Raw genomic sequence first — 22,127 nt, forward strand, 5'->3', positions numbered from 1 at the left:
CTTAGGCCTGAACTCGCCTGCGGTAGCGGACTTTCGCCGGCTGGGCCAGCTGAACGACCATCTTGGAGTGGTCGTTGCGGTAGCTCTCGGGCGCCTGGGCCATCTCGAACTCGTACTCGCGCAACAGCACCGAGAAGATCGCCTTGATCTGCATCTGGGCGAACGCGGCGCCGACGCAGCGGTGCTTGCCTGCACCGAACGGGATCCAGGTCCACCGGTTGGCGATGTCGGCCTGCTCGGGCTTGTTGTAGCGGTCCGGGTTGAAGGCATCCGGGTCGGGGAAGTCCTCGGGGATCCGGTTGGAGATCGCCGGTGAGGCGGCGACGAAGTCGCCCTTGTGGATCGGGAAACCCTTCACCTCGAACTCGTCCTGCGCGACGCGCATCAGGATGATCAGCGGCGGATGCAGGCGCAGCGTCTCCTTGACGACGTTGTCGAGCTTCGGAATCTGGCGCAGCGCATGAAAACTCACCTCTTGGCCGTCGGCGTAGAGCTCGTCGAGCTCGGCGCGGACCTCGGCGTAGGTGTCGGCGTGTCGGATCAGTTCGATCAGGGTCCACGCCGACGTGCCCGAGCTCGTGTGGTGGCCGGCGAACATCAGCGAGATGAACATGCCGGTGACCTCGTTGGCCGTGAACCGGGGATTGCCCTCGTCGTCTTTGATCGAGACCAGCACGTCCAGCAGGTCGCGATCCTCTTTGCCCTTGGGCGGGTTGGCAATCCGCCCGTCCATGATCTCCTGGACGAGTGCGACGAGTTTCACCCGCGACTCGTCGCGGATGCGGAAGCTCTCAATGTCGAGGTAGGGGTCGACGTAGCAGAGCGGGTCGGTTCCGCGCTCCAGCTGGTGGTAGTAGTGGGCGAACCGATTGTCCAGCTGCTCACGGAATTTCAGGCCGATCAGGCACGCGGTCGAGGTGTAGATCGTCAGCTCGGAGAAGAAGTCGAGCAGCTCGATCTCGCCTTCGTCGCCCCAGTCGGCGATGATCTTCTTGACCTCGTTCTCGATGGTCGAGGCGTGGCCTTTCATCTGCTCGCCGCGCAGGGCGGTGTTGTGCAGCATCTCGGCGCGGCGCTCCGGGTCGGCGTCGAACACCACACCCTCACCGAAGATCGGTGTCATGAAGGGGTAGGCCTCGGCCTGGTTGAGCTCGCTGTCGGTGGACCGGAAGAAGAACTCGTTGGCCTCGGCGCCGTAGAGCATGACCACCTGTTTGTCGGCGAGCTGGAACCAGCCGACATCCCCGCACTCCTCGCGGACGCGCTTCATCAGCCCGATCGGGTCGGTGCGGAACTCTTCGAGGTGGCCGTGCTCTTCCTCGCCGCCGGAGACGCGGGGGACGACTGCGGTGGTCATTTTTCTTCTCCCCTGGTCGCTTCGCTCCTGCCCGCCGTCGAGTCGAGGGCCTCCTCATCGACTTTGAGCTGTTGGCGGTCTTTCGTCGTCGCCAGCGGAGCCTCGGGCTGGAGCTCCATGTTCGCGATGAACCCGCCGCGGGGGGTTTCGGCGACGAACGTGATGGCCCGTGCGAGGTCGTCGGCGCGCAGGAAGTAGTCGTGGCGCGCCTGGCCCCACTTGGCCCAGTCTTCGAGCGCGGGCCCGATCAAGTCCGCAGGCAGGCTCCAGCCCATCGACGTCTTGGTTGGGCCGGGGTGCACGATCGATGCGCGCACGCCCGTGCCCTCGAGCTCCATCTGGTAGTTGGTGACCATCGCGACGAGGGCGGCCTTGGCGGCGCCGTAGGCACCCATGTGCGGCCGCTGGCGCAGTGCCACATCGGATCCCACGAAGATCAGGTCGCCACGTTGGCGCTCGATCATGCCGGGCAGCACCGCGGTCGCGACGCGGTTGGCGCCGATGAGGTGGATCTGCACCTGGGACTCGAACTGCTCGGTGCTGATGCTGTCGAGCTTACCGAAGTACGTGTCGCCCGCCCCGGCGACGAGCACCTCGATGTCGCCGAGTTCGGAGGTCGTCTGCTCGACGGCAGCCTTCACCGAGTCGGGATCGGTGACGTCGAGGTGCACGGCGATGGCCTCACCGCCGTCGGCGCGGATCTTGCCGACGATCTCGTCGAGCTTCTCCACCCGCCGGGCGCCCAGGGCAACCGGGAAACCGTTGCGGGCGAGCCGGATCGCGGTGGCCTCGCCGATGCCGGAGGAGGCGCCGGCGACCAGTGCGGTGCGGCGGTCGGGCAGGGGTTCGAAGCGGGGCATGCCTGGCCTTTCAGCGGACCTTTGAGGAGATGGGTTTCATCGGTGGGACACCGACATCGGAAGATGAGCGAATCCGCGAACATTGCTCGAGTGGACGCGGACAGCGGTGGCCTCGTCGACCTCGTATCCGCGGATTCGCTTGAACAACTCGGCCAGCGCGACCCGTGCCTCCATGCGTGCCAGGTGGGCGCCGAGGCAGAAGTGGGCGCCGCTGCCGAAACTCATGAGCTTCGAGCCGATCTCGCGGCCGATGACGAAGTCGTCGGGGTTCTCGAAGACGCGCTCGTCGCGGTGGGCCGAACCGGGGAGCAGCAGCAGGACGTCACCGTCGGGGATGACGGTGTCGTAGAGCTCCAACTCACCCTGCACCGTGCGGGCGAGGATCTGGCTGGACGTGTCGAAGCGCAGCGTCTCCTCGACCCAGGACGGCACCTGCTCGAGATCCTCGTAGACCGGAGCGAGCTGGTCGGGATTGCGGTGACCCCAGAACGCCGCGTTGGCAAGCAGTTTGGTGGTGGTCTCGTTACCAGCGATCACCATCAGGAACATGAAGCCGATGATCTCGTCGTCGGTGAGCCGATCACCGTCGATCTCGGCTTCCAGCAGCGCCGACGTCAGGTCGTCGGTGAGTTGCTTGCGCCGCTCCTTGACCATCTCCTGGTAGTAGACGATCAGGTTCAGCGAGGCCTCGATCGCCGAGTCGGGGACGTCGGTGACACCCTCTTCGCGGTGCATCACCGCGTCCGCCCAGGCGCGTACCTGAACCCGGTCGGCCTGGGGCACACCCATCAGCTCGGAGATGACGTCCATCGGCAGCTTGCCTGCGAACTCGTCCACGTAGTCGACGGTGGCGCCGTCCCGCGCCTGCTCCAGCATCGAGTCGAGGTGCTGGACCGCGATCTCGGTGACGCGCGGTTCGAGTTCGCGAATCCGCCTGGGGGTGAACCCCTTCGAGACCAGCGTGCGCAGGCGCAGATGATCGGGATCGTCCATCGCCAGGAACGACATCGTCTTCGACGCGTGCGGACCACGCGACGCCGGGTCGAGCGAGACACCGAACTTGTTCGACAGCGTGGTGCTGTTGCGGAACCCCTGGAGCACGTCGCGGTGGCGCGACAGGGCCCAGAATCCGAGCTCGGCGTTGCGGTACAGCGGCGCCTCGTCGCGCAGTCGTTTGTAATACGGGTACGGGTCCTCGTGGAAGTCGTAGTTGTAGGGATCGAGCCCTACCTCAGAGATCGTCACCGGTCCTCCCCGACGATGAGGCCGACGACGTAACTGAGACGGTCGGCGATCTGGTGGTATGTGAAAGCGCCGCTGCCTGCGTTGACCAGCGCACCGAAGAACGTCATCTCGAGTGCGGCCAGCGTGCGTGGATCCGGATCCGGTCCGACGGCGGCGCGGATGCGTTTGTGGATCTCGCTGCCGATCTTCTCCCGTACAGCGCGCACCGCGGCGTCGTTACCCGACAGCAGCGCGGTCGTACATGCCGCGGCCACTTCGGGGTCGTCGGCCAGGGTCAGCGCCATGGTGCGCAGCGTCTTCTCGACGCGGGTGGCGGTGCTGTCGTTCACGTCGGTGAAGTACTCGACCTTCTGCATGAGGTCCAGGTAGATCTCAGCGATGAGGTGGTTCTTCGACGAGAAGTACGTGTACGCGGTGGCCGGGGCGACCTTGGCCCGCGCCGCGACCGCGCGCACCGTCAGATCGGCGTACGAGGACTCGCGCAGCATGTCCAGACCGGCGGCGAGCACCTTGCGGAACGTCTCCTCCTGCCGGCGGTTGCGAGGCGGGTGCCCCGACTCAGGCGTGAGTGCGGCAACAGCATCACTGGACACTTGTCCAAGTTATCGGACACGACGCACGATAGGCAAGCAATGAAAGGAAATAGCAGATCATCGATGCTTTCAGCGGCGTTGCGCACGTGGTTCTTGCCTGGCGCGCATCAGTGCCGCTATGGTTCGAATGAACTCTGTCGGACACTTGTCCAGGAATCAGACACAGGAGGCAGGATGGCAATCCTGGCCGATCGCGAGAGCAAGCTGCTCATCGACGGCAAGCTCGTGGCCGGAAGCTCGGGCACGTTTCCCACCGTCAATCCCGCCACCGAGGAGACGCTCGGGGTGGCCGCCGATGCGAGCGCCGACGACATGAGCGCAGCCATCGGCGCGGCTCGACGAAGCTTTGACGAGACGGACTGGTCGACCAACACCGAACTGCGCGTGCGGTGCATACGTCAGTTGCAGGAAGCGATGCGCGAGAACGTCGAGGATCTGCGGGATCTCACGATCTCCGAGGTCGGCGCGCCTCGCATGCTGACCTCGGCTGCACAGCTCGAAGGACCCGTCGAGGACCTGAGCTTCTGCGCCGACACCGCGGAGTCCTACCGGTGGAGCAGCGATCTCGGGGTCGCCTCGCCGATGGGAATCAAGACCCAGCGGACCGTGGCCCGTGAGGCGATCGGCGTGGTCGGTGCGATCACGCCGTGGAACTTCCCGCACCAGATCAACCTCGCCAAGGTCGGGCCCGCGCTCGCGGCGGGAAACACGTTGGTGCTCAAGCCCGCTCCTGACACGCCGTGGGCAGCTGCGGTGCTGGGCGAGCTGATCACCGAGCACACCGATTTCCCTGCGGGCGTCATCAACATCGTCACGTCCAGCGATCACGGGGTCGGCGCGCTGCTGTCGAAAGACCCCCGCGTGGACATGGTTTCGTTCACCGGGTCGACGAACACGGGCCGTGCGGTGATGTCCGACGGTGCGGCGACGTTGAAGAAAGTGTTCTTGGAACTCGGCGGCAAGTCCGCGTTCCTGGTACTCGACGACGCCGACCTCGCCGGCGCCTGCTCGATGGCGGCCTTCACCGCGTCGATGCACGCCGGGCAGGGCTGTGCGATCACGACCCGGCTGGTGGTGCCGAGGGCGAGCTACGACGCCGCAGTCGAAGCGGCCGCCGCGACCATGGGCGGTCTCAAGCCCGGCGATCCCACCAACCCGGGCACCATCTGCGGCCCGGTGATCTCCGAGCGGCAACGCGACCGCATCCAGGGCTACCTCGACTCGGCGATCGCCGAAGGCGGCAGGTTCGCCTGCGGCGGTGGCCGTCCCGCGGATCGCGACACCGGTTTTTTCATCGAGCCGACGGTGATCGCCGGCCTCGACAACAACGCCAAGGTGGCGCGCGAGGAGATCTTCGGTCCGGTCCTGACGGTGATCGCGCACGACGGCGACGACGACGCCGTCCGGATCGCCAACGACTCGCCCTACGGATTGTCGGGCACGGTGTTCTCTCCGGATCTTGAGCGTGCCAACGCCGTGGCGGCCCGGCTGCGAGTAGGCACGGTCAACATCAACGGCGGCGTCTGGTACTCGGCCGACATGCCGTTCGGCGGATACAAGCAGTCCGGCATCGGCCGGGAGATGGGTCTCGCGGGTTTCGAGGAGTACCTCGAGATCAAAGCCATTGCGACAGCAGCGAACTAGCAAGGAGACATCAGTGGCCCTGTACGGGGATCAGTTCAAGGACAAGGTGGCGATCGTCACCGGCGCGGGCGGCGGCATCGGTCAGGCCTACGCCGAGGCACTGGCCCGCGAGGGGGCGGCAGTCGTCGTCGCCGACATCAACACCGAGGGTGCCCAGAAGGTCGCCGACGGCATCAAGGGGGAAGGCGGCAACGCCCTCGCGGTGCGCGTCGACGTCTCCGACATCGACTCTGCCAAGGAGATGGCCGCGCAGGCACTTTCGGAGTTCGGCGGCATCGACTACCTGGTCAACAACGCCGCGATTTTCGGCGGTATGAAGCTCGACTTCCTGATCACCGTCGACTGGGACTACTACAAGAAGTTCATGAGCGTGAACCTCGACGGGGCGCTCGTGTGCACCCGGGCGGTGTACCGCAAGATGGCCAAGCGCGGCGGCGGCGCCATCGTGAACCAGTCGTCGACGGCGGCGTGGCTCTACTCGAACTTCTACGGGCTGGCCAAGGCCGGCGTCAACAGCCTGACCCAGCAGCTGGCCACCGAACTCGGTGGCCAGAACATCCGGGTCAACGCCATCGCACCGGGGCCGATCGACACCGAGGCCAATCGCACGACGACGCCGCAGGAGATGGTGGCCGACATCGTCAAGGGAATCCCGTTGTCGCGCATGGGTGAAACCGACGACCTCGTCGGGATGTGTCTTTTCCTGCTGTCGGACCAGGCCAAGTGGGTCACAGGTCAGATCTTCAACGTGGACGGCGGACAGATCATCAGATGAGCGACGCGCTGAAGCTGGGGTATATCGGTCTGGGCAATCAGGGCGCGCCGATGGCGAAGCGGCTTGTCGACTGGCCGGGCGGCCTCATCGTGTTCGACGTCCGCACCGAGGCGATGACCCCGCTGGCCGAGCTGGGTGCGACGCTGGCCGACAACATCGCCGACGTCGCGGCCGCCGATGTCATCAGTGTCACCGTGCTCAACGACGAGCAGGTGCGTGACGTCGTCGGCGAGCTCGCCGCGCACGCCATCGAGGGCACGGTCATCGCGATCCACTCCACCATCGAGCCGGGGACTGCCGCCGAACTTTCCGAGCAGCTTGCCCCGAAGGGGATTCACATCGTCGACGCCCCGGTCAGCGGTGGTGCCGGTGCGGCGGAGAAGGGCGAACTGGCCGTGATGGTCGGCGCCGACCAGCACGCCTACGACAGGGTCAAGCCCGTCTTCAAGAAATGGGCGTCGATGGTCGTCCGCGCCGGTGAGCCCGGCGCCGGCACCAAGATGAAGATCGCCCGCAACATGCTGACGTTCATCGGATTCACGGCGGCCTGCGAGGCATCGAGGTTGGCCGAAGCGTCCGGCATCGACCTGCAGAAGCTCGGCAGGGTGGTGCGGCACAGCGATGCGCAAAGCGGCGGACCCGGTGCGATCATGGCGCGTGACGACACCAGACCTCTTGCGCCCGATCACTTCCTGTACGACATGTTCGTCCACACCCGCGGTCTGGCCGAGAAGGACCTGAAGCTGGCGCTCGGGCTCGGCGAGGCCACCGGGGTGGAGTTGCCCTTAACGGAGATCGCGCTGCGGGACCTGGCCGCCGGGCTCGGTGTGCCCCACAGGGAGTCGACGACAGAAGGAGTGGTCCACGATGGATGAGTTGCGCCGCAAGGGCCTGGAGAAGATGAACGAGGTCTACGGCTGGGAGATGCCCAACATCGAGGGCGACCCGTACTTCGACCTCACCGTGGACCACCTTTTCGGCACCATCTGGAACCGGCCTGGGCTGTCGATGCGGGACAAGCGCATCATGACGCTGACCGCCGTCGCGGCGCTCGGCAATGACGCTCTCGCCGAGATTCAGGCCAACGCCGCGATGCACAACGAAGAGATCACCGGCGACGAACTCAAGGAGATGGCGGTCTTTCTGACGCACTATCTCGGCTTTCCGCTGGGCTCGAAGTTCGACGGGGCCGTCAGCAAGGTGATCAAGAAGCGCAAGAAGGCGGCCGAACGCGGCGAGGGCGAGGACAAGAAGGCGAATGTGAACGCCGCCGTCCAGATGCACTCCGGGGACAAGTCGTGATGAGTAGATATGCGGCACTGTCGCGTGACGAGCTGGCCACCTTGGTCCCGGAGCTGCTGCTGATCGGCCAGCTCATCGACCGATCCGGAATGGCTTGGTGCATCAGCAATTTCGGGCGTGAAGAGATGGTGCAGATCGCCATCGAGGAATGGGCGGCCTCCAGCCCGCTCTACACGAAGCGGATGCAGAAGGCCCTCAAGTACGAAGGCGTCGACATCTTCACGCTGTTCAAAGGTCTGCAATTCGACATCGGTGCGCCGCCGCAGTTCATGGACTTCCGCTACATCGTGCACGACCGTTGGCACGGTGAGTTCTACCTCGACCACTGCGGTGCACTGCTCGACGTCGAACCGATGGGCGAGGACTACGTCAAAGGCATGTGCCACGACATCGAAGACCCCACCTTCGACGCGACCGCGCTGGCGACCAACCCCAAGGCGCAGGTGCGGCCGATCCACCGCCCGCCGCGGACGCCGTCGGATCGTCACCCGCACTGCGCATGGACCGTCATCATCGACGAGTCCTACCCCGACGTGCCATTCATCCCGGCGATGGACATCGTCGGCGCCACCCACGCCTACACGTGCGAACTCGACCCGATCGACCCGGACGACGAGGGTAACGCCGACTATTCGGGACCGCTGCTGGCTGATGTCGACTTCGCCGCCTTCTCCCATTCGGCCCTCGTCAGGATCGCCGACGAGGTGTGTCTTCAGATGCACCTGTTGGTGAAGTCGTTCACCATCGCGGTCGAGAAGCGCGCCAAAGACGACGCGGCGCTCGCTCGGTTGATCCGCACCAAGCAGCTGATCGGCATCGCCGGGGTGGCCGCGGAGCGAATTCACAAGGCGCTCAACCTCAGCAGCGACGCCAAGGGCGCGCTGCGGGTGCTGGAGCTGCACCCGCTGCTGAACCCCGCGGCCTATGTGTCGGCTGACGTCGACCCCGGCTTCGTGCACGTGCGCCGGTCACCGGCGTACGAGGACGGCTCGTGGATCTCGTTGGTCTCGCCGGTTTCCGACGCGCCTCTGCAAGCCATCGCCTACGCGGTCGACCCGCATCTGCGCGCCGAAGTGTCCGGTACGGAATCGGATTGGACGGTCCGCGTCATCGAGACCGATACCCCGGCGAAGAAGCTTTCCGAGGTGGAGGTCTGCGAGTTCAGCGGTGGCGCCTCGTGGGTGTTCGAAGACCGGAAGTCCCTGCCGCTGACCGTCGTCTAGCCCGGCGGGAGCGAGAGCAGCAGGAAGCCGCTACTGCCCTGCGGGGCCACGATGACGTCAGCCGGCCATGTGACTTTATGGTCGGCGCCGCGGAGGTAGTCGCCGCTGATGCCGGCGGCCTTGACGGGCGCCCCGTCGTTCTCGAAGACCAGCAGGCTCGCCTTGGAGCCGTAGAAGTCGTCCTTGATGACGGGCTCGCCGACCGTCTTTTCGATGAACTCGCGGTCGCTGAACTCATGGAACAGGTGAACCTCGTCCCACTGCCAGTTCGTGAATTCGCTCAGCCGGGCTGGTTCTCCGGAGTCGCGGACGCTTTCGAGCCCGTCGTTGAGCCGTCGGTCGTTGTAGTCGATGTCCATCGATCCCCTGAAGACGGCGCAGCCTGCGGCCGCGGCTACCACCAATACCGTGCTCAACGTGCGGCGCAGCATGCTCAGTATCCCCCCGCCGATGTGCCGTAGCCGCCCGGCTGACCCGGGTCGTAGATCCCGCCCGGGCCGGCGCCGGTCGGCATCGGGGGCAGCCCGGGAACCGTTGCGGCCGTTGTCGTCCCGGCCTCGCCGAGGGCGATGGTGTCGCTCCAGGCGAGCCGTTCGCCGCCGGGGGCGATCACCACGGTGTCGCCGTCGTTGACCGCCTGCTCGACGAGATCGGCCAGCTGGGCGGGAGTCGCGTCGGGATTGTCGACAGCGATCTGCCGTCCCAACTCGTTGTTGTAGAGATCCATCGCCTCGGCGGTGGCGGGGTTGTTGGGCAGCCGCTCGTGGGCCGTGGCGAAGTCGCGGGTCCACTGCTCACCGAAACGCTGCGTCATCAACGCATTCCAGTAGGTGTGCCGGAACGCGTCGGTGTGATTGTCGGCGGTGTCGTCGACACCGTTCTGCGGCGGGAAGCGGACCTTGGCCTCGACCTCGGCAGCCTCCTTGATCTGGTCCATGTCCCGCATCTCCAGTGGAGACAGCTCGTCGAGGATGCGCGCCTCGGTCGCGGTCACGTGCTTGGGATCGGTCATCATGTTGAACGGAAACGGCGGCTCCCATTCCCGGGTCCCGTCGGGGTCCTCGTCCACCTGATACCTGCGCAGGATCTCCTCGAGCGGATCCTTGGGCGGGGGATCGCCCTGCTTCCACCACCCGAGAGGGTCGGCCTCGTCTTTCTCCGGTTTGTCGCCGCCGAGCGAGCCGTACTCGGTGCCGAGCTTGCGGATCCGTTCTGCGATCGTGGCCAGCTCGCCGTTCGACGTCGTGACGATCTCCGAGATGTCCGAACAGCCCTTCGAGACGATCGGGACCAGCATCTGTTCGCCGGCAACACCTTTCGGGACCGAGCCGGCCGCCGCCAGCACCCAGTCCTTGACCGAGTCCAGCTGCTGACGCCCATGGGCGACCACGGCAGCGGACCGGTCGACCTCGGCGCCGATGTTCTGGTCGAGCTCGGCCATCCGGGACAGGGTGCGGACCTGCTCGGCGTTCTTGACGTCGTACGCGTCGGCGGCGGCACCGCTCCAGACCGAGGTGGGCGCCGCGGACCGGGTGTCGGCTTCCAGCTGCTGCAGCGCGACGCTGTGGTCGAATGTGGCGCCCGGCTCGGGTACCCCCTCGCCGAAAGTGGTGCGAGCCTGCGACCACGTGGAAAGGAAGCCGCCCAGCACACTCACCTGTCCACTGTAAAGCCGTGCGGGACCACCCCCGCGCAACAATTCAGCGCTCGGGAACGGCGCGGGGGACGGCCATGCCGACCCACCGACGCAGGTAGGCGCGCAGCTCGCCCCCGGCCCGCGGCGGCCGCCCGGGATCGATGACGAACGACTGGATGATGCGCAGCAGATGTTCGGCGAGCTGGCTCAATTCGGCCTCGTCGAAACCTTCCGCCGACCACTCGACGTCCAGGCGGCCGACCATGTCCCGTGCGAAGTTCAGCGCGATGTCGGAGGTGACCGACTGGATGTGTGTCGACCCGCCGGGCACCATGATCAGCCCGATGTACTTCTCCCGCGGCAACCATTCCAGCGCGGTCGCGACGGCCTCGGTGACGGCGTCTGCTGGATCGGTGATGCCCGCCATATGGGCGGTCAGCCGTTCGAGGAAGCCGTCCACGGCGTGGACGGCGGCCGCGACCAACAGCGCTTCGGTGCTGGCGAAATAGCGGTAGACCGTCTGCCGCGTGACGCCAACGGTGCGCGCGACGTCGGAGATGCTGAAGTCGGCGCCGCGTTCCTCGATGGCCTTGCCCGCTGCTTCGAGGATGCGGGCGACGGCCTCTTCGTCGGAGGCCGGTTTGGCCCCGGACCATCCGTGGGTGCGCACGAAGGCACTTTAGGCCACGGTGTCGGCGCCCTACTTGTAGGAGACCTGCAGGTCTTTGACGCCGTTGATCCATCCCGAGCGAAGCCGTTGCGGTTCGGCCAGCTTGGAGATGTCCGGGATCTGGTCGGCGATCTCGTTGAACATCAGCTTGATCTCCATGCGCGCCAGGTTCGCGCCGATGCAGAAGTGGGCGCCGTTGCCCCCGAAAGCCAGGTGCGGGTTGGGGTTTCGCAGAATGTCGAACGTGAACGGGTTCTCGAAGACGTCCTCGTCGAAGTTCGCCGAACTGTAGAACAGGCCCACCCGCTGGCCTTCGGCGACCGTCACGCCACCGATCTCGACGTCCTCCAGCGCTGTGCGCTGGAAGCAGTGCACGGGGGTGGCCCAGCGGATGATCTCGTCGATGGCCGTCTCGGGCCGGTCCCGTTTGAACAGCTCCCACTGGTCGGGGTTCTCGAAGAACGCGTTCATGCCGTGGGTCATCGCGTTGCGGGTGGTCTCGTTGCCGGCCACCGCGAGCAGGATGACGAAGAACGCGAACTCGACCTCACCGAGGGAATCTCCATCGATATCGGCCTGGATGAGCTTGGTGACGATGTCGTCGGCCGGGCAGCGGCGGCGCTCCTCGGCCATGGTGTAGGCGTAACCCATCAGTTCGGCGTTGGCCATCGTCGGATCGGAGTCGAAGTCCGGATCGTCGGTGTTCATGATCGCGTTGGTCCAACCGAAGAGCTTCTCCCGGTCTGCCTCCGGCACCCCGATCAGATCGGCGATCGCCTGCAGGGGGAGCGTCATCGCGACGTCGTCCACGAAGTTTCCGCTGACCCTCTGGGCGGCGCTGCGCACGATCTCGCGGGCGGAGGCGGCGAGCCTGTCCTCCATTCCGGCGATCGCACGCGGGGTGAAGAGGCGCGACACGATTTTGCGCAGCCGCGTGTGCTCGGGCGCGTCGTGGTTGATCAGCAGCGCCTTGGTCAGGTCGAGCTGTTCGGCGGTGACGCCGTCGGGCAGCCGCATCACCGCGCCCTTGGCGTTCGTCGACCACAGCGCGTTGTTGCGCGAGATCGACTTGATGTCCTCGTGGCGCGAGATCACCCAGTAGCCGCCGTCGCCGAAGATCGACTCCTCCTGGGCGTTCCACCAGACCGGCGCGGTCTTGCGCAGCTCGGCGAACTCGGTGACAGGAATGCCCTTGAGCAGGACATCCGGGTCGGTGAAGTCGTACCCCTGGGGCAGGAAGGGGCAGGCGGCGGGCGGGGTGTCGGCAGTGGTCATCGAGCTTCACTCCTGTGTGACGTACGGCACGTGGCATCGACCATACACTGAATGGCAAAGCTGTATGGCCGACACATGGGTTGCGTCCGGCGCCCAGCCATTAGGGTGGGCATCTGTGCACGTCCTGGTAGTTGGATCCGGAGCCCGTGAACATGCGCTGCTGCTTGCGCTGCGCCGAGACCCGGAGGTCGACGCGCTGTCGGTGGCACCCGGCAATGCAGGCACCGCCTCGGTCGCCGATCAATACGACGTCGACGCCACCTCCGGCGAGGCCGTCACCGCACTGGCAAGACGCATCGGCGCCGACCTCGTCGTCATCGGGCCGGAGGTGCCACTGGTGCTCGGCGTCGCCGACGCCCTGCGCGCTGCGGGCATCGCCTGCTTCGGTCCCACCAAGGACGCCGCGCGCATCGAGGGTTCGAAGGCATTCGCCAAAGACGTGATGACCGCCGCGGGGGTGCGCACGGCGGTCAGCGAAATCGTCGACAACCCGGCCCACCTCGACGCTGCACTGGGCCGCTTCGGCCCGCCGGGCGGCCAGGCCGCGTGGGTGGTCAAGGACGACGGCCTGGCTGCCGGCAAAGGCGTCGTGGTGACCACGGAGCGCGAGGCGGCCAGGGCGCACGCCGCGAGTCTCCTCGACGCCGGCCATCCCGTGCTTCTGGAATCCTTCCTCGACGGGCCCGAGGTGTCGCTGTTCTGCGTGGTGGACGGCGAGACCGTCGTGCCTCTGCTGCCCGCGCAGGACTTCAAGCGGGTCGGCGATGGAGACAGTGGACCCAACACGGGGGGCATGGGCGCCTACACGCCACTGCCGTGGCTGCCCGACGAGATCACCCGTCGCATTGTCGACCAGATCGTCAAACCCGTTGCGGCGGAACTGGTCCGGCGGGGAAGTTCCTTTTCCGGCCTGCTCTATGCGGGTCTGGCCATCACGTCCAACGGTCCGGCCGTCGTCGAATTCAACTGCCGCTTCGGCGATCCGGAGACCCAGGCGGTGCTGGCGCTCCTCGAGTCGCCGCTCGGTCAGTTGCTACGTGCCGCGGCCACCGGTGAGTTGGCGGCCCAACCGCCACTGCAGTGGCACGCAGGCGCTGCCGTGGCGGTGGTGCTGGCGGCCGAGAACTATCCCGGCAGGCCCCGCGTCGGGGACGTCATCCATGGCGCGGACGGCCCGGCGGTACTGCATGCGGGAACGTCGCGCCGCGACGACGGCAGCGTCGTCTCCTCGGGCGGGCGCGTCTTGTCCGTGGTCGGTGTCGGAGACGATCTGACGTCGGCCCGTGAGTCCGCCTACACGGCGATCGACGCGATTCGGTTGCCGGGCAGCCACTTCCGCCGCGACATCGGTCAGGCGGCGGCGGAGGGGCGGATCTCGGTCTAGGTCAGCAGCGGCGCGACCCAGCTGAGCTCGGGCGTCAGCTGTGAGGACCAGAACGATGCGTTGTGGCCCCCGGCGGAGAAGCCGCCCGCGGGCGGCGTCGGAAGCTGCGCGATGAACTGCTCCGTCGCCGAGGCGAACGGGTCGTCGAAACCGCAGTCGATACGCAGCGGTATCCCGTCGAGTGCCCGCAGGCCCCACACGCTGTTGGCCTCGTAGTCTTCGGCGCCGTCGAAGGCTCCTGGCGCGGCGGCCCCCGGCGAGGTCCACAGCGCCGGGCTGACCGCGCAGATTGCCGCGGTGCGCGCCGGCCCGAGTCGGGAGCCGAGCAGCATCGCCCCGTAGCCGCCCATCGACCAGCCCAGGAACGCCACCCGTGAGGTGTCGAGTCCTTGTCCGGCAAGAAGTGGGAGAAACTCGTCGAGCACCATCGCTCCCGAGTCGTCACCGGAGGCGCGGCGATGCCAGTAGCCGTTGCCGCCGTCGACGGCCGCGATCGCGAACGGCGGCAGGCCCGCCGCGACCGCGTCGGCGAGGAACCGCTCGACACCCATCGACATCACCGTGCCGGCAGAGGAGTCCTTCCCGTGCAGCAGGACCACCGGACGTAGCGGCGTGGTCTGGCCGGGCGGGCGAGCGATGGCCCAGTCGACCGTGGCGCCGCCGCGGGCGGCGGAGACGAACGAGCCGGTGTCATACGTCGGCGCCGTCGGTGCCGGTGGTGCCGCTGAGGCCAGTGCGGCGGTCATGGCGGACATCCCGGCGGCTCCTGCGGCAGTCGCGAGTCCCGCGCGCAGACCGAGCGACAGCATCTCTCTACGGTTGATCGACGGCATGCGCGACATCATCGCATCGGAACCACATCGGACTCGCCGGTGCGACCCGCCGTACGCGGCTGATCGGAGCGGGTCTTTCGCCGAAAGTCCGATGCCGAAACCCCGTGACTGGCACCATGCATGGGGTGACGGCAGCGGTCACTCCCAAGGGAGAACGTCGACGGTATGCGCTGGTCAGTGCTGCTGCCGACCTTCTGTGCGAAGGGGGCTTCGACGCGGTTCGGCACCGTGCCGTCGCGCGCAGGGCCGGACTGCCCCTGGCGTCGACGACGTACTACTTTTCTTCGCTGGATGACCTGATCGCCAAGGCCGTCGAACACGTCGGAACCCGGGAGAGTGAGCAACTCCACCACCGGGTCGAGGCCCTTTCACGGCGCCGCCGAGGCGCGGAGTCCACCGCCGACATCCTCGTGGACCTACTCGTGGGCGACAACCCCGAACGCGTCACCGAGCAGATGATCTCGCGCTACGAGCGCTATATCGCCTGCGCCCGGCAGCCCGGTCTGCGCGACATCCAGCGGCGCATTCTGCGCCAGCGCAGCGAAGCCGTCGTCGAAGTGGTCGAACGCTCGGGACGCTCGGTGCGCACCGAACTCGTCACCGCTCTCGTGTGCGCCGTCGACGGCGCGGTGGTCGCGGCACTCGTCGGTGACGGCGACGGTCCACGGGCCACCGCCAGGGCCACCCTGATCGACGTGATCGACGTCCTGGCCCCGTTCAACTAGGGCGTTTGCATTCTCGGTCGTGTGATTGATCTCGAGCGAGCCGATGACTGCTGTCTTCGGGTGGAACGTACACCTCGCCACTGAAGCGTTGGATCCCAGTCGAAGTCACCGCCCGCGGCGACGACAACGGCGTCACGATGTACGCGCGCACGAGGCGAATGCAGACGGTTCTCGCGCAGCCCTGGGTGCAGCGGCTGGCGGGCTCCCTCGGGGTCCCTCGACGAGGTCTTCGACGTCACGGGTACGGCACGGAATCGGGTCGGTTTATCCCGTTGACACTGCACGGGCCCACTCGCTGGTCGATGATGGTTGATCCGAACGAATCAGTGGGGAGGGTGTGATGTCAGAAAGCGCGGCCGGCACGAGCAGCACCGAGAAGCAGCCCGAGCTCAAGAGAGTGATGGGCCCGGGCCTTCTTCTGTTGTTCGTCGTCGGCGACATCCTCGGCACCGGCGTGTACGCCCTTGTGGGCGACGTCGCCGCCGAAGTGGGTGGTGCGGCCTGGCTTCCGTTCCTCGTCGCGTTCGCGGTCGCGACCATCACCGCGTTCAGTTACCTGGAGCTGGTCACCAAGTATCCCCAAGCGGCAGGTGCTGCGCTGTACGCGCACAAAGCCTTTGGCATCCACTTCATCACCTTCCTGGTGGCATTCATCGTGATGTGCTCCGGAATCACCTCGGCGTCAACGGCTTCCAGAGCGTTCGCGGCGAACTTCTTCACCGGTGTCGGGGTCGAAGACGCACCGAAAGCGGGCGTGCTGATCCTGGCGCTGGTGTTCATGGCCGCGCTCGCGGCGATCAACTTCCGCGGTGTGGGGGAGAGCGTCAAGCTCAACGTCATCTTGACCGTCGTCGAGATCACCGGCCTGGTCATCGTCATCCTCGTCGGGCTGTGGGCCTTCACCGGAGGCGGCGACGTCGACTTCTCACGCGTCGTCGCGTTCGAGACCGCCGAGGACAAGAACACCTTCCTGGCGGTGACGGCAGCCACGTCGCTTGCCTTCTTCGCGATGGTGGGCTTCGAGGACTCCGTCAACATGGCCGAGGAGACCAAGGACCCCGTCAAGACCTTCCCCAAGATCCTTCTCACCGGCCTCTCGATCGCGGGCATCGTCTACATCCTGATCTCGATCGTGGCCGTCGCCCTCGTCCCTGTCGGCGATCTCGAAGCAAGTGACACGCCTCTCGTCGAGGTCGTCAAGGCCGGAGCGCCCGGGCTGCCGATCGACGACATCCTGCCGTTCATGACGATGTTCGCGGTGTCGAACACGGCGTTGATCAACATGCTGATGGCCAGCCGGCTCATCTACGGCATGGCCCGGCAGCACGTGCTGCCACCGGTTCTGGGGTCGGTACACCCGACCCGGCGGTCGCCGTGGGTGGCCATCATCTTCACCACGCTGCTGGCGTTCGGGCTCATCACCTACGTGTCCACGTTCGCCAGCAGCAACGCGATCTCCATTCTCGGCGGGACCACGAGCCTGCTGTTGCTGACGGTGTTCGCCGTCGTCAACGTCGCCGTTCTGGTGCTGCGCCGCGACGTGCGCCAATCGGGTGGGCACTTCAAGACTCCGACGGCGCTCCCGGTCATCGGCTTCGTCGCGTCGCTGTACCTCGTGCTGCCCTTCTCCGGCAGACCGGCGCAGCAGTACATCGTGGCCGGCGGTCTGGTCGCCATCGGCATCGTGCTGTTCTTCATCACCCAGGCGATCAACAAACAGCTGGGAATCAAGGACGGCCACATCACCGACCCGACGCACCTCGGCTCCTCGCCGGACTGACGTCCGGTCAGGCCTCCGATTCCAGCCGCTCCAACCTGGTCTCCAGAAGTTTGATTCGGTGCGAATTGCCTTGCAGCTCAAGGTATCGGCGACCGAATACCGCGAGCAGCGCGTCGTCGAGGCGGCGGACGGCCCCCGCGGGATAGCGGTAGTCCATGGCGGCGTTCACGGCGTCGGTGTCGATGCCGGCCAGGACGTCGTCGACCGCGTCGATCGAATCGATTCCGAGGTCGAGCAGCAGGCCGGCGATCCACGCGTAGTGGTCGGTGCGCGACCACCCGGCATCGGGGAACCTGTTTCCCAGATAGGTGGCCAGCACCGCCGTCGGGATCCTCGGGTCGCTGGTGGGCTCGGGTGCGGTCGTGTCGGGCATCGCGGTCCGCAACCGTTCCCGCACCGCGGAGAACTCCCGGTCGGCGAGCTCGAGCAGGCCTGCGGCGAGCGTGAAGCGACGGTCCAGGTCCGGGGCGTGCGCCGCGGGAATGGAGCCCTTGTAACGGATTTCGTGCTCGAACTCCGCCCACGCGTGCTGCAGCACGGTGCGCACCTGGATCGATGCCGGCTGCTGGGTGCCCTCCACGCCGACGAGCAGATGGCGGCTGGCGTAACCCCACCGCCCTTCGCGCGCCGTCTCCTGTCCCATGTCGCGGTCGTCGAGGAGCCGCATCTCCTCGGCCAGAAGGTTTGCGACGGTGTCGACGTCCTCACGCAGATAGGTGATGACGCGCAGTCCGATCAGATCGGTGATCTCCACGAGCGGCTCGCTGTAGAGCCGCGTGCCGTCGAGCGCGCGGCGTTCGGTCTTCGCGGCGAACGACTCGACGCTCTTGGTGCGGGCGGTGACGGACAGATAGTTGATGCCTGCGTCGTCGAGAAGAGCGGTGACCAGTTGCAGATAGTGGTCCGTCGCCTGCACAAGAGCGGGACGACGGGCCGCGTACTCGGCGACGGCCGCCGGCGGCGCCGACGGGGCCGGCGCCTTGGCCCGGGGCAGCGGCTTCGGACGGCGGGCCTCGGGCAGCGTGGGGGTGACGATGTAGCCGGTCGCGAAATCCCCGTAGATCGTCACGTCCTCGGGCCGGTGGTACCAGAACAGACCGACGTAGGCACAGATGACGGCGTCGACCGGGTCTTCGTCGCGGTCGAGGTGGCTCGGCTTGGTGGCGGCCTCGACCCGTTTGCGGAGTTCGACCCACGCGACGCTGCGGTTGGCGCGCAGCCGAGGAGTGGCGTCGTCCAGGCCCTCGATCAGCGTCATCAGGCGCAGCAGTTCGCGGTGCCGGTCCGCGAACGGGCCGCGCTTGTACTTGAGCGTCTTCTCGAGCTCGAACAGCACGACGGTCGCCGGATGTGGATAGACCTCGATCGCCCGGCGCGACGATCCCGACGACGGGTCCATGTCCAGGCCGAGGCGTTCGGCGATCCGCGCCGCACGCGGATGCTTGAACTCGGGACGGTCGGTGAAGGCCGGCCGCGCGCCCGCCTCGAACCGCTGGAAATCCCGGTTGTACGCCGTTTCGGCGGGACGGAAACCGGTCGGGTTCTTCACGATCAGCGGCGCGTCGATCGCGACCAGGCAATTGTCCTTGGTGAAGGGCGCCACGGCCGCGGCGATGCTGTCGTCGTCGTGCGCCGCGCCCACGTGGAGCAGCCGTCCGTCGGAGTCGACCACCGCGACGCCTGTCTGGTTCTTCTCCCCCCACGCGAGATCGAGGCCGGCGAAATGCATGGCCTCTACTGTGCCGTAGGTCCGGCACGACGGGGTGCTTCTAAGCTGTGTGTTCGTGAGCATCCCGAACGTCCTGGCCAACCGCTACGCCAGCGAGGAGATGGTGGCGATCTGGTCACCCGAGGCGAAGATCGTCGCCGAGCGGCGGTTGTGGCTGGCCGTATTGAAGGCCCAGAAGGAGTTGGGCGCCGGAAATTCAAACGTCCCCGACAGCGTCGTCGCCGACTACGAACGGGTGCTGGAGAACGTCGACCTTGCCTCGATCGCCGCTCGGGAGCGCGTGCTGCGCCACGACGTGAAGGCCCGCATCGAGGAGTTCAACGCACTCGCCGGCCACGAGCACGTGCACAAAGGCATGACGAGCCGGGACCTGACCGAGAACGTCGAGCAGTTGCAGATCCGGCGGTCGCTGGAACTCGTCCACGCCCACGGTGTCGCCGTCGTCGCCCGGCTGGCCGAGCGCGCGGCGCTCTACCGCGACCTCGTGATGGCCGGGCGCTCGCACAACGTGGCAGCGCAGGCCACCACGCTCGGCAAGCGCTTCGCGTCGGCCGCCGAGGAGTTGCTCGTCGCCCTGCAGCGGGTCGAACAGCTCATCAGGCGCTACCCGCTGCGCGGCATCAAGGGCCCGATGGGTACCGCCCAGGACATGCTCGACCTGTTCGACGGGGACACCGAACGGCTGGCCGACCTCGAGACCCGCGTCGCCCAGTTCCTCGGCTTCACCGAGGTGTTCACCAGCGTCGGGCAGGTCTATCCGCGCTCACTGGACCACGACGTCGTGTCGGCCCTCGTGCAGCTGGGCGCCGGGCCGTCGTCGCTGGCACACACCATCCGGCTGATGGCCGGCCACGAACTCGTCACCGAAGGTTTCGCACCCGGCCAGGTGGGCTCGTCGGCGATGCCGCACAAGATGAACACCCGCTCGTGTGAGCGGGTCAACGGCCTTCAGGTGGTGCTGCGGGGCTATGGGTCGATGGCCGCCGAACTCGCCGGTGCGCAGTGGAACGAGGGCGACGTGTTCTGCTCGGTGGTCCGCCGGGTGGCGCTGCCGGATGCGTTCTTCGCCCTCGACGGCCAGACCGAGACGTTCCTGACGGTGCTCGACGAATTCGGGGCGTACCCCGCGGTGATCCAGCGCGAACTCGACCGCTACCTGCCGTTCCTGGCCACCACCAGGATCCTCATCGCGGCAGTACGCGCCGGGGTGGGCCGGGAGACCGCCCACGAGGTGATCAAGGAACACGCGGTGGCAGTGGCGCTGGCCATGCGTGAGCGCGGAGCCGAACCCGACCTGCTGAATCGGCTCGCCGCGGATCCCCGGCTGCCGCTGGACCGCGTGGCGCTCGATGCTGCGCTGGCCGACAAACAGGTGTTCAGTGGGGCCGCGGCCGACCAGGTCGACCGGGTGGTTGCTGCGGTCGACGATCTGGTCGGGCGGTACCCCGAAGCGGCGAAGTACACCTCGGGCGCGATCCTCTGAGCCGGAAAGCGTTGCGGCGGTAGCCTAGTCTGGGTTCGGTGGACTCTCGACAACCCGACATCAGGGCTTCCGACGCCGACCGGGCCGCGGTCACTCAGATCCTCGAGCACGCCGTGGGGCAGGGCATGCTGACCCTCGACGAGTACACCGAACGGGTCGACGTCGTCATCGGGGCACGAACCCGCCGCGAGCTGGACACCGTCATCGCCGACCTTCCGCACATCCGCCGCGATGCCGCACCGGTGCCTGCCTCACCCGAGGTGCTGAGCAGCTGGATGTCGGGGATCTCCCGCAAGGGCCGGTGGACCGTGCCGCCGCAGCTACGTCTGGTCACCCGGATGTGTTCCACCACACTGGATTTCACCTCGGCCGTTTTGCCAGGCCCGGTGGTGCGGATCGACGTCGACGACTACTTCAGCTCCACGGAGCTGATCCTGCCCGACGGTGCGACTGCCGACCTGAACGGTGTCGGCAACGTCGCGTCGTCCACGACCGTCAAGGTCACGTCGAGCCCGCCGTCGCGTTCCCTGCACGTCGTCGTCACCGGGAAGGTGCGATTCGGATCGGTCACCGCCAGGCACCCGTTCGGCACCACACTGAAGCGGCTGCTGAAGTGAACCGCCGCGACACCCCGCCGCCGGGCACGGACGGCAGCGAAAAGGACACGCTGGTCGGCTTTCTCGACTATCTGAGGTCCCGTGTCGCCGCCAAGCTCGCGAGCCCGCGGTGCGCACACCCGGCGTGCCGTCAGGCACGCACTGTCTGGGTCTGGTGAACCATCTCGCGCACGTCGAACGGTTCATGTTCCTCGGCGAGGATGCCGACTGGCCCGCGACGTTCCAGGCGGCCGAGTCGGTGATCGCCGACTACGAAGACGCCGTGGCGCGGGCGCACTTGATCGAGGAAACGGCGCGCCACGCGGGGCATCTCGACATCCTGCGCGAACAGATCGACGGGACCGCCGGTCGCTAGTCGGGCGCACGTTTGAGGTTCGCTGCGCGGATGCCCGATGCCCGCAACTCCAGGGCTGCCAGCCCGCGGATGGCGACGGGATCCTGGTTGCGCCAGGCCCCCACCGGATCCGGGCTCACGGCGGCGAGCTTGGGCAGCGGCCGATTCGCCAACGCACGCAGGGCCAGAAGTTCCTCACCGGCCACCGTCGACGACAGCGTCACCGCGGTCCACTTGCGGCGGAAGAATCGCAATCGCAATAACAACCAGGGCATCATCAACGCCAGGATCGGCGGTGCCGCGACCGCCAGTGCGAGCAGCCAGGCCAGCCACCCCGCCGTCACCCCGAGGGACTGGCCCGCCCCGGAGATCTCGCGGGCGGCGTCGCCTGCGCCCCGCAGCGGCCCCGCGAGCGCGCCGCCGATCAACGGGACGTCGTCGGCGCTGTTTCCGGCGTTGTCGAGGTTGCCCGCGACGCCGTTGGCGCCACTTTCCACCTGGTATCCGAACTCGGCGATGGTCGCCACCGCCGAATACACCGCGCTGGCCACCCAGACCCAGCTGGCCGTCCAGGCGATCACCACGATGTCGCTGACCAACTGCCACAACAGGCGCACCGGCGTCGAGGCGTACGGAATCCACCGAGATTTCATGCGCTCGAT

Annotated in this window: 23 protein-coding genes; 12 read left to right on the forward strand and 11 right to left on the reverse strand. The window is 67.0% G+C overall.

All coding sequences use genetic code 11. The features are described from left to right. Position 1: 1 nt before the first annotated feature. Genes cyp51 through ACAG24_RS04335 form a run of 4 tightly spaced genes read right to left on the reverse strand, consistent with a single transcriptional unit; the run spans position 2 to position 4,055 of the window. Positions 2-1,357, reverse strand: a complete 1,356-nt coding sequence (cyp51, locus tag ACAG24_RS04320) for a lanosterol 14-alpha demethylase (RefSeq protein ID WP_370471427.1) — start codon at positions 1,355-1,357, stop codon at positions 2-4. Beyond that, the gene (locus ACAG24_RS04325; protein ID WP_370471428.1) at positions 1,354-2,217 is read right to left on the reverse strand and encodes an SDR family oxidoreductase; all 864 of its coding nucleotides are present in this window, start codon (positions 2,215-2,217) and stop codon (positions 1,354-1,356) included. The genes cyp51 and ACAG24_RS04325 overlap by 4 nt, the downstream gene beginning before the upstream one ends. Positions 2,218-2,253: 36 nt before the next feature. After that, positions 2,254-3,462, reverse strand: a complete 1,209-nt coding sequence (locus tag ACAG24_RS04330) for a cytochrome P450 (RefSeq protein ID WP_370471429.1) — start codon at positions 3,460-3,462, stop codon at positions 2,254-2,256. Beyond that, complete coding sequence (locus ACAG24_RS04335; RefSeq protein ID WP_370471430.1) at positions 3,459-4,055, reverse strand: TetR/AcrR family transcriptional regulator; 597 nt, start codon at positions 4,053-4,055, stop codon at positions 3,459-3,461. The genes ACAG24_RS04330 and ACAG24_RS04335 overlap by 4 nt, the downstream gene beginning before the upstream one ends. Before the next feature lie 174 nt (positions 4,056-4,229). Here ACAG24_RS04335 and ACAG24_RS04340 point away from each other — a divergent pair, with 174 nt between their 5' ends. Genes ACAG24_RS04340 through ACAG24_RS04360 form a run of 5 tightly spaced genes read left to right on the forward strand, consistent with a single transcriptional unit; the run spans position 4,230 to position 8,999 of the window. Then, positions 4,230-5,699 (forward strand): aldehyde dehydrogenase, encoded by a 1,470-nt coding sequence (locus ACAG24_RS04340; protein ID WP_370471431.1) that lies wholly within the window; start codon positions 4,230-4,232, stop codon positions 5,697-5,699. Positions 5,700-5,712: 13 nt separating this feature from the next. Further along, on the forward strand, positions 5,713-6,474 hold the full coding sequence (locus ACAG24_RS04345; protein WP_085175056.1) for an SDR family oxidoreductase: 762 nt from the start codon (positions 5,713-5,715) through the stop codon (positions 6,472-6,474). Then, entirely contained in the window at positions 6,471-7,349 is an 879-nt protein-coding gene (locus tag ACAG24_RS04350) for an NAD(P)-dependent oxidoreductase (protein WP_370471432.1), read from the forward strand. Before ACAG24_RS04345 ends, ACAG24_RS04350 begins: the two co-directional genes overlap by 4 nt. Beyond that, positions 7,342-7,776: a carboxymuconolactone decarboxylase family protein gene (locus ACAG24_RS04355; protein ID WP_370471433.1), complete on the forward strand. Its 435-nt coding sequence runs from the start codon at positions 7,342-7,344 to the stop codon at positions 7,774-7,776. Before ACAG24_RS04350 ends, ACAG24_RS04355 begins: the two co-directional genes overlap by 8 nt. Further along, positions 7,773-8,999 (forward strand): hypothetical protein, encoded by a 1,227-nt coding sequence (locus tag ACAG24_RS04360; RefSeq protein WP_370471434.1) that lies wholly within the window; start codon positions 7,773-7,775, stop codon positions 8,997-8,999. The genes ACAG24_RS04355 and ACAG24_RS04360 overlap by 4 nt, the downstream gene beginning before the upstream one ends. On the opposite strand, the gene ACAG24_RS04365 is transcribed toward ACAG24_RS04360, so the two are convergent. The 4 genes from ACAG24_RS04365 to ACAG24_RS04380 are packed head-to-tail and all read right to left on the reverse strand — an operon-like array spanning position 8,996 to position 12,580. Continuing rightward, entirely contained in the window at positions 8,996-9,430 is a 435-nt protein-coding gene (locus ACAG24_RS04365) for a hypothetical protein (protein ID WP_370471435.1), read from the reverse strand. The genes ACAG24_RS04360 and ACAG24_RS04365 overlap by 4 nt on opposite strands. Before the next feature lie 2 nt (positions 9,431-9,432). After that, a complete protein-coding gene (locus tag ACAG24_RS04370; RefSeq protein ID WP_370471436.1) occupies positions 9,433-10,656 on the reverse strand; it encodes a DUF6973 domain-containing protein in 1,224 nt (407 codons plus the stop codon). 43 nt (positions 10,657-10,699) lie between these two features. Then, positions 10,700-11,305 carry a TetR/AcrR family transcriptional regulator gene (locus ACAG24_RS04375; RefSeq protein WP_370471437.1) on the reverse strand — a complete coding sequence of 202 codons (606 nt, stop codon included), beginning with the start codon at positions 11,303-11,305 and terminating at the stop codon, positions 10,700-10,702. Positions 11,306-11,335: 30 nt separating this feature from the next. Beyond that, a complete protein-coding gene (locus ACAG24_RS04380; protein WP_370471438.1) occupies positions 11,336-12,580 on the reverse strand; it encodes a cytochrome P450 in 1,245 nt (414 codons plus the stop codon). A 115-nt stretch (positions 12,581-12,695) separates the two neighbouring features. Here ACAG24_RS04380 and purD point away from each other — a divergent pair, with 115 nt between their 5' ends. After that, a complete protein-coding gene (gene purD / locus ACAG24_RS04385) occupies positions 12,696-13,964 on the forward strand; it encodes a phosphoribosylamine--glycine ligase (RefSeq protein WP_370471439.1) in 1,269 nt (422 codons plus the stop codon). Here the strand turns inward: purD and ACAG24_RS04390 are convergent. After that, positions 13,961-14,806 (reverse strand): alpha/beta hydrolase, encoded by an 846-nt coding sequence (locus ACAG24_RS04390; protein WP_370471440.1) that lies wholly within the window; start codon positions 14,804-14,806, stop codon positions 13,961-13,963. The two genes, purD and ACAG24_RS04390, sit on opposite strands and share 4 nt — an antisense overlap. 107 nt (positions 14,807-14,913) lie before the next feature. Here ACAG24_RS04390 and ACAG24_RS04395 point away from each other — a divergent pair, with 107 nt between their 5' ends. Next, a complete protein-coding gene (locus tag ACAG24_RS04395) occupies positions 14,914-15,522 on the forward strand; it encodes a TetR/AcrR family transcriptional regulator (RefSeq protein ID WP_370471788.1) in 609 nt (202 codons plus the stop codon). Between the two features lie 340 nt (positions 15,523-15,862). After that, positions 15,863-17,302, forward strand: a complete 1,440-nt coding sequence (locus tag ACAG24_RS04400; protein WP_370471441.1) for an APC family permease — start codon at positions 15,863-15,865, stop codon at positions 17,300-17,302. Between the two features lie 7 nt (positions 17,303-17,309). Here ACAG24_RS04400 and relZ read toward each other — a convergent pair whose 3' ends face one another. Then, complete coding sequence (relZ, locus tag ACAG24_RS04405; RefSeq protein ID WP_370471442.1) at positions 17,310-19,031, reverse strand: bifunctional ribonuclease/(p)ppGpp synthase; 1,722 nt, start codon at positions 19,029-19,031, stop codon at positions 17,310-17,312. 55 nt (positions 19,032-19,086) lie between these two features. On the opposite strand from relZ, the gene purB reads away from it, so the two are divergent. Genes purB through ACAG24_RS04425 form a run of 4 tightly spaced genes read left to right on the forward strand, consistent with a single transcriptional unit; the run spans position 19,087 to position 21,486 of the window. After that, complete coding sequence (gene purB / locus ACAG24_RS04410) at positions 19,087-20,514, forward strand: adenylosuccinate lyase (RefSeq protein WP_370471443.1); 1,428 nt, start codon at positions 19,087-19,089, stop codon at positions 20,512-20,514. 38 nt (positions 20,515-20,552) lie between these two features. Continuing rightward, the gene (locus tag ACAG24_RS04415; protein WP_370471444.1) at positions 20,553-21,131 is read left to right on the forward strand and encodes a DUF1707 SHOCT-like domain-containing protein; all 579 of its coding nucleotides are present in this window, start codon (positions 20,553-20,555) and stop codon (positions 21,129-21,131) included. Next, a complete protein-coding gene (locus tag ACAG24_RS04420; RefSeq protein ID WP_374150756.1) occupies positions 21,128-21,289 on the forward strand; it encodes a hypothetical protein in 162 nt (53 codons plus the stop codon). The genes ACAG24_RS04415 and ACAG24_RS04420 overlap by 4 nt, the downstream gene beginning before the upstream one ends. Further along, entirely contained in the window at positions 21,286-21,486 is a 201-nt protein-coding gene (locus tag ACAG24_RS04425) for a mycothiol transferase (protein WP_374150757.1), read from the forward strand. Before ACAG24_RS04420 ends, ACAG24_RS04425 begins: the two co-directional genes overlap by 4 nt. Here the strand turns inward: ACAG24_RS04425 and ACAG24_RS04430 are convergent. Further along, on the reverse strand, positions 21,483-22,118 hold the full coding sequence (locus ACAG24_RS04430) for a hypothetical protein (protein ID WP_370471446.1): 636 nt from the start codon (positions 22,116-22,118) through the stop codon (positions 21,483-21,485). The two genes, ACAG24_RS04425 and ACAG24_RS04430, sit on opposite strands and share 4 nt — an antisense overlap. Between the last annotated feature and the right edge of the window lie 9 nt (positions 22,119-22,127).

Origin of the sequence: Mycobacterium bulgaricum, from assembly GCF_041287165.2 — a bacterium.
Taxonomy (GTDB): Bacteria; Actinomycetota; Actinomycetes; order Mycobacteriales; family Mycobacteriaceae; genus Mycobacterium; species Mycobacterium bulgaricum.

Coding starts and splice junctions, on each gene's coding strand:
- cyp51 (WP_370471427.1), bottom strand. CDS start 1,357: ATGACCACCGCAGTCGTCCCCCGCGTCTCCGGCGGCGAGGAAGAGCAC.
- ACAG24_RS04325 (WP_370471428.1), bottom strand. CDS start 2,217: ATGCCCCGCTTCGAACCCCTGCCCGACCGCCGCACCGCACTGGTCGCC.
- ACAG24_RS04340 (WP_370471431.1), top strand. CDS start 4,230: ATGGCAATCCTGGCCGATCGCGAGAGCAAGCTGCTCATCGACGGCAAG.
- ACAG24_RS04350 (WP_370471432.1), top strand. CDS start 6,471: ATGAGCGACGCGCTGAAGCTGGGGTATATCGGTCTGGGCAATCAGGGC.
- ACAG24_RS04355 (WP_370471433.1), top strand. CDS start 7,342: ATGGATGAGTTGCGCCGCAAGGGCCTGGAGAAGATGAACGAGGTCTAC.
- ACAG24_RS04365 (WP_370471435.1), bottom strand. CDS start 9,430: ATGCTGCGCCGCACGTTGAGCACGGTATTGGTGGTAGCCGCGGCCGCA.
- ACAG24_RS04380 (WP_370471438.1), bottom strand. CDS start 12,580: ATGACCACTGCCGACACCCCGCCCGCCGCCTGCCCCTTCCTGCCCCAG.
- ACAG24_RS04390 (WP_370471440.1), bottom strand. CDS start 14,806: ATGTCGCGCATGCCGTCGATCAACCGTAGAGAGATGCTGTCGCTCGGT.
- ACAG24_RS04395 (WP_370471788.1), top strand. CDS start 14,914: ATGCATGGGGTGACGGCAGCGGTCACTCCCAAGGGAGAACGTCGACGG.
- ACAG24_RS04400 (WP_370471441.1), top strand. CDS start 15,863: ATGTCAGAAAGCGCGGCCGGCACGAGCAGCACCGAGAAGCAGCCCGAG.
- relZ (WP_370471442.1), bottom strand. CDS start 19,031: ATGCATTTCGCCGGCCTCGATCTCGCGTGGGGGGAGAAGAACCAGACA.
- ACAG24_RS04430 (WP_370471446.1), bottom strand. CDS start 22,118: ATGAAATCTCGGTGGATTCCGTACGCCTCGACGCCGGTGCGCCTGTTG.